At 70.8% G+C, this 13,669-nt stretch carries 4 protein-coding genes; 2 read left to right on the forward strand and 2 right to left on the reverse strand.

What is annotated here, in order from left to right; translation table 11 throughout:
- Positions 1 to 122: 122 nt before the first annotated feature.
- The gene (locus tag B8460_RS04040) at positions 123 to 11,522 is read left to right on the forward strand and encodes a Hint domain-containing protein (protein WP_206742638.1); all 11,400 of its coding nucleotides are present in this window, start codon (positions 123 to 125) and stop codon (positions 11,520 to 11,522) included.
- Here the strand turns inward: B8460_RS04040 and metW are convergent.
- Entirely contained in the window at positions 11,499 to 12,125 is a 627-nt protein-coding gene (gene metW, locus B8460_RS04045; protein WP_277813919.1) for a methionine biosynthesis protein MetW, read from the reverse strand. The two genes, B8460_RS04040 and metW, sit on opposite strands and share 24 nt — an antisense overlap.
- Before the next feature lie 9 nt (positions 12,126 to 12,134).
- Positions 12,135 to 13,277 carry a homoserine O-acetyltransferase MetX gene (gene metX, locus B8460_RS04050; protein WP_048860293.1) on the reverse strand — a complete coding sequence of 381 codons (1,143 nt, stop codon included), beginning with the start codon at positions 13,275 to 13,277 and terminating at the stop codon, positions 12,135 to 12,137.
- Between the two features lie 208 nt (positions 13,278 to 13,485).
- Here metX and B8460_RS04055 point away from each other — a divergent pair.
- The coding region (locus tag B8460_RS04055) for a chorismate mutase (protein WP_048860294.1) at positions 13,486 to 13,669 on the forward strand (184 nt) is incomplete at its 3' end.

A 13,669-nucleotide genomic window follows, 5' to 3' on the forward strand; every position in this document is an offset into this window, starting at 1 on the left:
CCAATACCGGGCAGGTCTTCTTCGGCAGTCTCGGGCTCGCGGCGGCCGAGACGCTGACCGCCGGCGGGCTGGTCAACCCCGGCCAGTTGCAGATCGAGGGCAACGGCACCATCGCTGCGGTAATGCAGGTCGGCACCGGCGCGACCGATAGCGGCGACATCACGATCGACGCGGGCGGCACGCTCGCCGTCGCCGGCACCTTCGCCGAAACCGCGGGCCTCGTGGTGGTCGATGGCGCACTGTCGGCGGCCGCGATCGCGCTGTCGGGCGGCGTCCTGCAGGGCAGTGGGACCTTGGGCGGCGCCGTCGTCGATGGCGGGACGGCGCTGATCGAGGCGACCGGCACCTTGGCGGTCGACGGCAGTTATCAGCAGGCGGCGTCGGCCACGCTGGAGGAGGTCGTGCCGGGCGCCTTCGGCTTCGGAGCGATGACGGTCACGGGCACCGCGACCCTCGGCGGCACGCTGGCGGTCGCGCTGCAGAACGGCGCGGTGCTTGCTGCGGGCGAGACGCTGTCGGTCGTGACGGCCGGGGGCGGTGTGAACGGCGCGTTCGCCGAACTCGTCTACAACGGCGCGACCGCGCAAGGCACCAGCAGCCTCGCCATCGGCAACGGGCTGTTCCTCAATCAGGTGTACGGCGCCGACACGATGAGCCTCGTCGTCTCGGCCACCGCCGCGGCGCCGCCGGTGCTGACGACGCCGGGCACGGTCGTCGCCAATCTCGGCTCGGCCGCGCCGATCGGCGGGCTCTCGGTCACCGTCGCCGCGGTCGGAAGCGTCAGCGTGACGCTCGCGGACGCGACGGGCGATCTTGCCGCCACCGGGGCCGCGGGGGCGACGGTTGCCGGTGACAACACCACGCAGCTGACGCTGAGCGGCACGCCCGACGCGGTGAACGCCGAGCTTGCCAGCGTCACCGACACCCCGCAGGGATCGGCGCTGAGCGACACGATCACGCTACGCGCGATCGACGCGGCGCTGCAGAGCAGTAGCGCATCGATCGCCGTGTCGATCAATCAGCCGCCCACCATCGCGCTGCCGCAGCCGGCCTTCGAATTGCCCGGCGTGCGGGGAGCGCTCGGCGGCATCGGCGTGACGGACCCCGACGCGGTGGCGGCTGGCGAGACGCTGACCGCGGTCATCACCGACAGCACGGGCACGCTATCCGCCACCGCGTCGGGCGCCGGCAGCGTGACCGGCAGCGGGTCCACGCAGCTTACGCTCACCGGCGGTCTTGGCGACCTCAATGCGGAGCTGGCGACGCTCGCCTTCCTCGGCAGCGCGACGGACACGGTCCAGGTTACCGTCAGCGACGGGCGCGGCGGGGTGGCGAGCGCGAGCCTGCCGGTCGCGGTCAGCGCTGCGCCGAGCCTGACCACGCCGGGCGGCACGATCGACGAGTTCAACGGCGTCAGCCAGCCGGTGAGCGGCGTGCAGCTGGTGCCGGCCGCCGGCGCGCCGGCCGACGTGGTGTATGCCGTCACGCTGAAGGCCGGCGCCGGCGGGCTGTCGGCCGTGCCCGCGTCCGGCGCGCAGGTGAGCGGGTCGGGCACCGCGACCTTGGTGCTGAGCGGCACCGCTGCCGCGCTCAACGCTACGCTGGCGACGCTGACCTATGCCGCCCCGGGCAGCGGCACCGCCGACAGCCTCGCCGTCAGCACGCCCGACGGACAGGGCGGCGCGGTCCAGCAGGTGCAGGCGATCGCGCTGGCGGCGCCGCCGCCGCCGGGCATCACCGCATCGGGCGCCGTCGCGGCGCCCGGCATCCTGACGCCGATCGACGGCCTGTCGGTCGCCGCAGGGAACGGGGCCTCGGCCGCCACCGTCATGACGGTCGTACTGTCTAACAGCGTCGGGCGGCTTGGCCTGCAGACGCAGCCGGGCGGGGCGGCGGTCACGGGGCTGGACACGACCGGGCTCACGCTCGTCGGCACGGCTTTGCAGATCAACGCCGATCTAGCGCAGCTCACCTTCGTCGCGCCGGCCAACGACGCCAACGCGACGCTCGACACGATCGCCGTAAAGGCGACGGAGTTCGGGGTCAGCACCAGCGCGACGCTGATCGTGAGCGACACGCCCGGCGGCAACGAGACGCCGCCGGGTCTGCTGCTGTACACGGGCTCCGCGGTGGCGTCGGAGCAATCCACCGTCGGCGCGGTCGGCACCAGCGACGGCTATCTCCGCACGCTCAGCACCGGGATTCCGCCGAGCGGCCCCGCGCAGCTCGCGATCGGCGCCTATGACGGCAACCCGACCACGATCAACGTCAGCTTCTCGCAGCAGCCGTTTGCCGTGGCGCAGGGTTTCTCCACGATCGGCGGTGCCCCGGTCGAGGGCGCGCCCGCGCTCAGCATGTCGTATCTGCTCACGGCGGCGGATCAGAACCCGGCGCCCGGCGATCAGATCACGTATGTCATCAAATCGGCCGACGGCAACGGGCGTCAGTTGCCGGACGAACGGCTCACGCTGCGGATCGGCAAGGGCGCCGGCGGCACCGCGACACCGTTCCCGCAGACCAAGACCACGAACGGCAACCCGCCCCGCTATATCATCACGCCGAGCGGCAACAGCTTTCCCGCCTCCGTCATTCCGAAATCGCATGGCGGCACGCAGACGACGCATCTGCGTCAGGTCAGCCCCTGGCTGTTCAGCGGCAGCGCCGGTCAGGGCGGCGGCGGCGGAAACGGCGGCGGAAACGGCGGCGGCGGGAACGGCGGCGGCGGAAACGACGACGGCGACGTCCATCTCACGACGTTCGACGGCCTGTACTACAATTTCCAGGCGGTCGGCGAGTTCGTGCTCGCCCGCTCCACCGCGCCTGGCGACACGTTCGAGGTGCAGATACGCACCCAGCCATATTTCAACGGGGCTGCCGCGTCGGTCACCACCGAAGTCGGCGCGCAGGTCGGCACGCATCGCGTCACCTTCGACCTGTTCCGCAGCGACACGGTCTGGGTCGACGGCGCCCCGGCGACGCTTAGTCTTGCCACGCCGCTCGATCTCGGCAGCGGCGTGGTCCGCGAGCTCAGCCCGACGAGCTGGCAGATCCGCTATGACAGCGGCGAGACCGTCGTCGTCACGAAAGAGACGACATTCCTCAACGTCAACCTGCGCCTGACGCCGCGCGCGGCGCCCGGGTCGGTCCAGGGCCTGCTCGGCACCGACAGCGGCCGTCTGGCAAACGAGTTCACGCTGCCGAACGGAACGGTCCTGCCGCAGCCGCTGTCCTACACGGACCTGTACACGACCTGGGCCGATGCGTGGCGGGTGACGCAGGCGACGTCGTTGCTCGACTACGGTCCCGGCCAGACGACGCAAACCTACACCGACCTGAACTTTCCGTCCGACAGCGTGCCCGTCAGCCTGTTCCCGGCGCAAGTGGTCGCACAGGCGCAGTCGCTGGTCGCCGCGGCCGGCATCACCGACCCGGGCGCCGCGCAGGCGGCGGTCGAGGATTATTTGCTGACCGGCGACACCAGCTTCATCGCGGCGGCCGCATCGATCACGCAGCCCACGGCGGCGATCGCTCCCGAGCCCACGCCGCCCATCGTCACCGGCGGCGTCGGCATCGCCGCGAACGTCGCCAGCGTCGTGCAGACGGCGGCCGGCACGACGGATGTCGTGTTCACCGTCTACCGCACCGGCGACACCACCGGGAGTGAGGTCGTCGACTACGCCGTGCAGGCGCCGGGCAGCCAGTATGTCGGCATCGGCGATTTCGCCGGCGCCATACTGCCGTCGGGTCAGGTGACGATCGCCGCCGGGGACAGCGCGACCGCGCTCACGATTCCGCTGAGCGGGACCATCGGCAACGTGCCGCAGGCGATCCTGCAGGTCGGCATCACGGCGGCTGACTCCGCCGTGCCCGTCATCGCCCCCGTCGCGGACGTGACCGTGGGCAACAGCCAGCCGGTGCCGGGCGTGGATGCGGTACCCGTCTTCGAAAATACCGGTGCGGCGGGGACCTTGACGCAGTCCGGCTCCGCCTTCGTGCTCGACCTCGGCACGTTCGACCTGGACTCGCTCCCCCCGTCGCTGTCGGTGGCGCTGGCCAACGTGGCGCCCGCCGCGGGCGACACCCTGTCCGGCATCTTCACCGCCAGCCCGGCGGCCGGACTGGGGCTCGTCAGCGGCTACGGACCCGTCACCAATCTCGGCCCCGGCGGCTTCGTCACGCTGGGGCTCGCGCTGGACACCAGCTCGGCCGGCACCTTCACCGAGACCATCACCTTCGCCGCCCGCGAGGCGAACCCAAGCGGCTATCTCGCCTCGATCGGCACCTACACGCTGACCATCGAAGCGACGGTCGCGCCGGCGATCGACGCGAGCGCGACGCCGCCCACGGTCGATTTCGGCGCGGTGCATGCCGGCGCGAAACCGACCCAGGCGCTGAGCATCCTCAACACCGGCACCGGGCCGATCAGCGTCGATGTCGCCGGGCAGTCGGGCGACGCGCTCGGCACCGGCACGATCGCCGCCCTCGCCGGCGGTGCCACCGATGGCAGCAGCGTGTCGGTGGGGTTGGCGACCGGGACGGCCGGAGCGCAAAGCGGCGACGTTGCCCTCGGCGTGCAGACGCCGGGCGCGATCGGACAGGTCGAGGCGCTGCTGCTTGCGCCGGTCGCGATCCAGGCATCGGGGTCGTTCACCAACGCCGCGAGCCTGCTGGCGGACCAGCAAGTCCCGGCGGTGGGCGCCCCCGACAACGGGGCCGGCGTCGTGTCCTGGACCGATCCCGCCACGACGTTCACGTATGATCTCGGCAGCGTGCAGCCGCTGAGCGCGGCGCTCGCCTCGGTCGACGTCACCGGCACCTATGTCGTCGCCACCTCGACGGATGGAGTGACGTTCACGCCGCTGTTCACGATCCTGCCGGAACACGGGCTGAGCGGACTGACCACGGTCAGCAGCCTGGCAAACAGCCCGTACCACGACCCGAACATCGTCTTCGCTCCGACCGATGCCCGCTATGTGCGGCTGCAGGCGAGCGGCGGCGCCGGCACCTATGCCGCGGGCGAGCTCGATCTCTTCACCGCCACGCCGACCGTCGCGGTGAGCGGCACGGTGTTCAACCTCGCCACGGCGGACGTGTCAGCGGTCGCGGACTATCTGCACGTCAACGACGCGGGCACGGTGACCCTGCCGGTCGCCAACGGCGCGCCGGCGGGGGCGGACAGCGAGAACCTGATCGCCTCCATCGTCGCGGCGCCCGGGCTGACCATTGCGGGCGGGGCGAGCACGGGCGAGATCGCGGCGGGGACGACCGCCGCGACCCCGTTGCAATTCGATGTCTCGACCGCGCAGCCCGGCGTGATCGACAGCGCCGTCACCCTCGCCGCCATCTCCGACGGCGGCACCGGCCCGGGCAGCATCGACGGGCTCGGCACGACCGCGCTCGGCACCGTCGTGGTGCCGGTAGTGGTGCAGGTCGATCGCTACGCCGCCCCGACCATCGCTGCCACGACCGTCGGCACGATCGACGGCAGCGGCGCGGCGCAGACCCTCGATGTCGGCGTGTTCGAGCGCAATGCCGGTCCGGTGATCGTCGGGCTGTCCGTCGAAAATGTCGCGCCGGCGCCGGCCGACACGCTGAGCGGCACGCTGGCGGCGAGCGGGCCGATGACCGCAGCCGGGTTCGGCGCGATCGGCAGCCTCGCCGGCGGTCAGGCGGATGGCGCGCCGACGCTGACGATCGACGGCACGTCCGACGGCACCTTTGTCGAGACCGTCGTGCTGACGCCCACCGATTCCAACCCGGGCGGCTTCAGCGAGGCGCTGGCCGCGCAGACGTTGACCGTCATCGGCACGATTGCGGACCTGCCGCTGCCGACGATCAGTGCCGCGTCGAGCCTGTCGGTCTTCGCGGCGACGCCGTCGCTGCTCGGTCCGATCACAATCAGCGATCCCAACACGCTGACCCAGCCGGTGACGGTGGTCGTCTCCGATGCGACCGGGCTGCTGACGGCCTACAGCAACGCCGGTGCGACCGTCGCGAACGACGGCGGCGGCACGCTGACCATTGTCGGCGACCTCGGCAACGTCAACGACGCCCTGGCCAGTCTCGCCTATCAGAACGATACACCGGGCAGCGACACGCTGGTGGTAACAGTCACGGACCAGCACCGCGTGTCCAACAGCGCGACACTTGCGGTGACGGTGGCACCCGTGCCGCCGACCGCCGCGATCTTCAACGCGCCGACCACCGATACGGTGCTGCTGGGCACGCAAAGCGCACTGGGCGGCTATTCGATCACCGACCCCGCCGCGGTGGCGAGCGGCGAGACGCTGACGCTGACCTTGATGGCGAACATCGGCACGTTGTCGGTGACCGGCAACAGCGGTGCGCTGATCAGCGGCGCCGGCACCGGCACGCTGTCGATCACCGGTACCGTGCCGCAGATCAACGCCGATCTCGCCGACGCCGCGGACATTTCCACCCCGCTCGGCCTGCTCAACCTTCTCGGCTCGCTGACCGGCAACGAGATCCTGAAATCGCAGAGCGGCGAGGATCTGGTGGTCGCCGCCGGCGGCCCGGAGGGCAAGTTCTTCCAGCTCGGCGTCATCACCGCCTCGTTCCAGATCAGCCGCCTGCTCAGCCTGATCCCGGGCAACCCGCCGCCGGACTACGCGGCCTATCTGCACGATCTGGCCGAAATCATGATGCCCTTCCCGGCCATCGTGACGCCACAGGGCACCACCTACCGGCTGGAGGGACAGGGCGAATACGTGCTTGCCGCCACCACGCTCAGCGGCGACTCGTTCGATGTGCAGGTGCGCATGCAGCCGGTCCCCGGCAGCACCGTCAGCAGCGAGATCACGCAGATCGCGGCGGGCGTCGGCAGCGACCGCGTGACCTTCGGCGTCGGCCGCGACGGCCTGATCTACGTGGACGGCACGGCCGCGGCGATCAGCCCGACCGCGCCCATCCTGCTCAGCGGCGGCGAGGTGACCGAGGTTTCGGCGACGACGTACAAGGTCAGCTGGAACACCGGTGAGGTGCTGACCGTCCTCAACGGCGGCAGTTACCTCGCCGCCTCCGTGGTGGGCGGCCCGAACGATCCGCCCGGCAGCATCGTCGGCCTGCTCAACAACAGCGGCACGGCGGGCGCGGAGTTTATCCTGCCGAACGGCAGCACGCTCGCCTCGCCCGCGTCCGAACAGGACGTGCTCGGCACGTTCATGAACGCGTGGCGTGTGCCGCAATCCTTCTCGCTGTTCGACTACGCGCCGGGGCAGGAAACCGCGACCTTCACCAACACCGCCTTCCCGACCGGCGTCATCAGCCTGTCCGACCTGCCGGTCGAGGTCGTCAATGCCACCTCGGCGATGGTGGCGGCGGCCGGCGTCACCGATCCGGGGCTGCAGCAACTGCTTGAGTACGACCTGATCGTAAGCGGCGGCAATCCCGCGGTGCTCGCCAACGATCTCGCGATCATCGGCAACGCGACGCAGGGCGTGACACTCGCCGCCGCCCCGGTGACGCCGGGTACCGTGCCGGTGGTGGCCGGTGTGTTCGCAAACGTCGCGTCGATCGAGGCGACGGGCAGCACGACCACGCCGGTCGTCTTCGACGCCTATCTGGCCGGCACGCTCAGCCAGGCGGCGACGATCACCTGGAGCGCGCTGGCGCCGGGCGCGGGCTTCGTCACGGCGGCGGGTTACGGCGGCATCCTGCCGACGGGAACGGTGGTGATCGCGGCGGGCCAGACGCTCGGGCAGTTCACGATCGATCTGCCGTCGAACGCGCTCGGCACGCTGGCGACCGACGGCGTGGAGGTGCAGATCGGCACGACGGGCGGCCTCGGGCTGATCGACGGCACGGCGCAGGCGACCGTCGATCAGCCGATCGCAGGACCGTCTCCCGTGCCGCAAATCGTCGATCTGACCAATCTCGGCACGTTCACGCAGCAGGGCAGCACTTACCTCCTCGACCTCGGCAACATCCAGTACGGCGAGCCGTTGCCGCCGATCCAGTTCGCGATCGAAAACCTGGGCAGCACGGGATCGGATTCGCTCGGCGGCACGCTGAGCGCGACGACGGTGGAGGGTTTTTCCGTCAGCGGCGACAGCCTGCCGTCCGCCATCGGATCCGGTCTGGAATACACCGGGCTCAACGTCGCGGTGGACTACGCCAAATTCGGGCCGAACGAGGAGACGATCACCTATACGCCGACCGACACCAACGGCACCGGCTTCAACAAGACCCTGCCGACCGAAACGATTACCGTCCGGGACACCATCGTCCCGCCGACGATGGTGTACAGTTACGCCTGGGGCGATGTGCATATCGTCACCTACAACGGGACGCATTACGACTTCCAGGCGGCCGGCGAGTTCACGCTGGCGAAGTCGCTGCTGCCGAACGACAGCTTCGACATCCAGTTGCGTCTGGTGCCGTTGGGAACGTCTTCGGTCAGCGTCATTCAGCAGGTTGCGGTCTCGCTCGGCGCGGATCGCGTGACGTTCGACGACACCCGCAGCCCCTACGTGGAGGTCAACGCCGCCGTCACGTCGCTGAGTGCCACCGATCCCGTGCTTAGTCTCCCCGGCGGCACCATCACGCAGATCACGCAGAACGTCTATCGCGTGAACTGGAACACCGGCGAGGAAGCGACGATCTCCGACAACTATCCGTTCATGAGCGTGGCCGACGGCATCCCGCTCGCGGCGCCGAACATGGTGCACGGGCTGCAGGGAGAGGATGCCGGCGCCGCCAACGACTTCCAGCTGTCAGACGGAACCGTGCTGCCGCAGCCGGTCGCGGCGAGCACGCTGTATGGTGCTTTCGCCGACTCGTGGCGGGTGACGCAGGCGACCTCCCTCTTTGACTACCTGCCCGGCCAGACGACGGCGACGTTCACCGACCGCAACTTCCCCGCTGATGCGGTGACGACGGCCAACCTGCCTGCCAACCTCGTGCAGCAGGCGACGTCGCTGGCCAAGGCCGCCGGCATCGTGGACCCGACGCTGCAACAGGACGCCGCACTCGACTACATCGCGACGGGCAGCATGAACGCGCTCGCGGGCGCCGCCGCCGTCCAGCAGCAGGGTGCGGTCGTGACGCCGGCGCCGATCACGCAGGATCTGACCGCCACGCCGGCCGCCCTCGTCTCCGCCGTGGTCCCGAGTGTCGTCGAGGCGGCGGGCGCGCCCACGCCGGTGGTCTTCGACGTCACGCTGACCGGCACGCTCGCGCAGGCGGCGACGATCGACTACACGGTCGTGGACGGCGGCGCCGGGTTCCTCGGCGCCACGGTCTTCAGCGGCACGCTCCCCTCGGGCACGCTCGCCATCGCCGCGGGCGGCACCATCGGCGCCTTCACCATCGACGTGCCGCAGAACGCGCTCGGCGCCAGCCCCAACGGCACGCTCGAGGTGCAGATCAGTGCCGCAGACGTGCCGGTGTTCACGCCCGAGGCCGACACGATCCTCGTCAATCCCGCGAAGACCGCGGGGCCGCCCGCGGTGCCGCAGATCGTCGAGCTGAGCCATTTCGGCACGCTGATCGCGCAGGGCGGCAGCTATGTCCTCGATCTCGGGACGCTGGTGCAGGGCGAGGCGGTGCCGGCCCTGCAGCTCGGCATCGTCAACGCGGCGACGGCGCCAGCCGACGATCTCGGCGGCAGTTTCAGCGCGCCGACCGGCAGCGGCTTCCTCGTCACGGGCAACAACTTGCCGGCGGCGATCCCGGCCGGCGCCCAGTACGACGGGCTGTACGTGGCGCCGGGCACGGCGAACACCGGGACGTTTGCCGAACACCTCACCTTCACCCCGACCACGCAGAACGACAGCGGCTACAGCCAGGCGCTGACGCCGATACCGATCGTCATCGAGGACACGGTCGGCGGCGCGGCGGCGGCAACCATCAACACGCCGGGCACGATCGTCTTCGCCAACACCCGCGTCGGCGGCACCGACAGCCGCGCGCTCAGCATCACCAACAGCGCGACGGCCCCGGCGGCAAACCTTGATGTCACCACGACCACCTATGGGTCCGCCACCGTGTCGGGCGCCATCACCGGGCTCGCGCCTGGGGCGACCGATACGAAGAGCATCGACGTGGGTCTGCCGACCGGGGTGGGCGGGGCGCTCGCGGGAATCGTGCAGCTCAATCCGGTATCGGATGCCGGCGGCGGCAACACCGTCGCCCTGCAGCCGGACCCGCAGGTGGACCTGTTCGGCTCCGTCTATCGCACCGCCATGCCGGTCGCCATGCCCGTCAACCTGATCGAGCGCGTGGGTGGCCCGGACAGCGTCGATCTGACCGTCGCGAACGCCGCCACCGCCGACGGGTATTCCGAGAATCTGGTCGCCGCGATCAATGCGACGAGCGCGGGGCTCGGCATCGGCACGGCGGGACCGACCGGCGAAATCGCCGCCGGCGCGAGCGATCAGTCGCTGTCGCTGACATTCGATTCAAGCCGTGCGGGTACCATCACCGGCACGGCGACGCTGACGGCGACGAGCGACGGCGGTACCGGCCCGGGCAGTATCGACGGGCTGGGCACGGCGGCGCTGCCCGACGTCGTGGTGCCGGTGCAGATCACCCTGGACGCGCCCGCGCAGGCGGCGCTGGAGGAGCTGGGCGCGACGCCCAGCCTGATCTCGGGCCCGACCCTCGACCTCGGCACGTTCGTGCAGGGCAGCGCCGTCGATCTCGCGCTCGGCGTGGTGAACACCGCGAGCGGACCGGCCGATCAGCTCGCCGGCAGCTTCGTGACGGGCGGTAGCGCGGCTTACAGCTTCACCGGGTTCGATGCCTTCGGCTCGATCGCGGCCGGCGGTACCTATACCGGCCTCGGCGTCGGGCTCGACACCAGCCAGGACGGGCTGTTCACCGCCACCATCACCCTGGCCGCCGACAGCGTGCTGCCCGGCGGCGGGGCGCCGCCGGTCGCGTTGGGCGACACGGTGCTGACGCTGATCGCCAACGTTGTGCCCTGCTTCGTCGCCGGCACCCGCATCCGCACGCCGGGCGGACAGGTGCCGGTCGAGACGCTGGAGGCGGGCGACCTCGTATGCGTGGAGGGCGGCGGCGTGCGGCCGGTCGTCTGGGCGGGGGAGAAGCGGCTCGACCTCCGCGCGCACCCGGACCCGTACCGCGTGCAGCCGATCCGCATCCGCCGCCATGCCTTCGGGCGCAACCGTCCCTCGCGCGACCTGTTCCTCTCGCCCGATCACGCGGTCTATCTCGACGGCGTCCTGATCCCGGTCCGTCGCCTTGTCGACGGCGACCGCGTCGCGCGGATGCGGCGGCGGCATGTCCATTACGTCCATATCGAACTCGACCGGCACGACATCGTGCTCGCCGAGGGGTTGCCGGCGGAGTCCTATCTCGACACCGGCGATCGCCACAGCTTCACGACGATCGGCTTTGCGGCGGATGCCCTGCGCGGCTACGCGGCGCGGGTGTGGGAGGCGGAGGGCCGGGCCGATCTGGTGCTGGCCGGGCCGGCGCTGGAGCGGGTACGCGCGCGGCTGCGCCGCCGGGGCACGTCAGGGCGTGCCGCCGGTCCCTGACGGCGTCCCGTTGGCGCGCAGCAGGAACAGCGCCTGTTCGCCGAACAGGTTCGCCAGCCGACGCGAGCGGCGCCACGGCGTGCGCCGTCCCTCGTCGTCGGTCGCCAGCCACCGCTCCACCGTGTAGCCGCTGGCGGTGCACAGGTCGAAGAAGTCGCGGATCGTGCAGGGATGGATGTTCGGCGTCTCGTACCACGGCCGGTCCCAGGTGCGGGTCATCGGCATCCGGCCGCTGGTCAGAAGCTGCAGGCGCACGCGCCAATGGCCGAAATTGGGAAAGCTGACGACCGCGTGGGCGCCGATGCGCAGCATCTGATCAAGCACCCAGCGCGGCCGCTCCACCGCCTGCAGCGTGCGTGACAGCACGACATAGTCGAACGCGCCGTCCGGGTAGTGTTCGAGATCGAGATCGGCGTCGCCGTGCATCACCGGCAGCCCGTGCGACACCGCGCGCGTGACCTCCGCCATGTCGATCTCGATGCCGCGCGCGTCGCAGCCCTTGCCGCGGAACAGGTGGCGGATCAGCGCGCCGTCGCCGCAGCCGATATCGAGCACGCGGCTGCGCGGGGTGATCATCTCGGCGATCAGCTCAAGGGTGCTCACGGCGCGCGGTCAGCGGGCGGCGATGCCGGCATGCTCGGCGCAGCCGGCCAGGAAGCCCGCGAGCGCGCGGTGGAAGTCCGGCTCGTCGAGCAGGAACGCATCGTGCCCCTTGTCGGTCGAGACCTCGACGAAGCTCACGTTGGCGGCGGCGCGGTTGAGCGCGCGGACCATGGTGCGGCTCTCCGCGGTCGGGAACAGCCAGTCGCTGGAGAACGACACCAGCAGGAAGCGCGTGGGCGTGCCCCGGAAGGCGTTGGCGACGTCCCCGCCATGGTCGGCCGCGAGGTCGAAGTAATCCATCGCGCGGGTGATCGTCAGATACGAATTGGCGTCGAAGCGCCGGACGAAGCTGCTGCCCTGGTGGCGGAGATAGCTTTCCACCTCGAACATCTCGCCGAACACCGCGAGCCCGCTCGCGTTCTGCAGACGCCGCCCGAACTTCCGGGTCAGCGCCTGTTCCGACAGGTAGGTGATGTGCGCGCACATGCGGGCGACCGCGAGGCCGCGGGCGGGGATGCGCCCGCTCTCCCAGTAGCGGCCGTCCTGGTAGTCGGGATCGGCGAAGATCGCCTGTCGCCCGACCTCGTGGAAGGCGATGTTCTGCGCCGAGTGATAGGAAGCGGTCGCGACCGGGACGGCGGCGAACACGCTCTCTGGGTAGGAGGCGGCCCATTGCAGCGCCTGCATCCCCCCCATCGAGCCGCCGATCACCGCGAACAGCCGGCGTATGCCGAGATGCTCGACCAGCCGTTTCTGGGCGCGGACCATGTCGCGAATGGTGATCGGCGGGAAGTCGGTGCCCCACAGCCGCCCGTCTGGCCGCAGCGAGCGCGGGCCCGTGCTGCCCATGCAGCCGCCCAGGACGTTGGCGCAGATCACGAAAAACCGGTCCGTGTCCACCGGCCGCCCCGGTCCGACCACGGCGTCCCACCAGCCGGGCTTGCCGGTCAGGGGGTGGTGCTCGGCGACGTACTGGTCGCCCGTCAGGGCATGGCAGACCAGCACCGCGTTGGACCGGTCCGCGTTCAGACGCCCGTAGCTGCGATAGGCGACGACCAGTTCCGGCAGGTGTTCGCCGCAGTCGAGCGCCAGGCCGTCGCCGAAGGCGACGTGCGTGTGCTCGCTCGGCGGGCGTGTCTCGGTCTGTTCCATGCCGGCTGCACATAGGCAGAGCCCCATGCCCTCGGCAACCATGCGTCGGTGGCGTCGGGTAGGCACGGGGCGGGGCATCGGCTATCTGCAAGCACGTTCGCAGCTCAGGTCATGCCGGTCCAGAATGTCGAAGACGCTCGATCCTGTCCCCGCGCCCACCGGGCCTGATGCCGCTGGTGCTGCCGCGGGCGCGGCCGGCGGGAGCGGCGTGACCGACCTCGCCGCCGTGCGGGCGGAACTCGACGGCATCGACGACGCGCTGCACGACCTGCTGATGCGCCGGGCCGGCGTGGTCGCCCGGCTGGCCGCGGCGCGGATCAAGGCGGGCGTCGCCCTCCGCCCGGGACGCGAGGCCGCGATCCTGCGCCGTCTGCTCGCCCGGCATGCCGGCC

The sequence above is a fragment of the Acidisphaera rubrifaciens HS-AP3 genome, assembly GCF_000964365.1.
GTDB classification, from domain to species: domain Bacteria; phylum Pseudomonadota; class Alphaproteobacteria; order Acetobacterales; family Acetobacteraceae; genus Acidisphaera; species Acidisphaera rubrifaciens.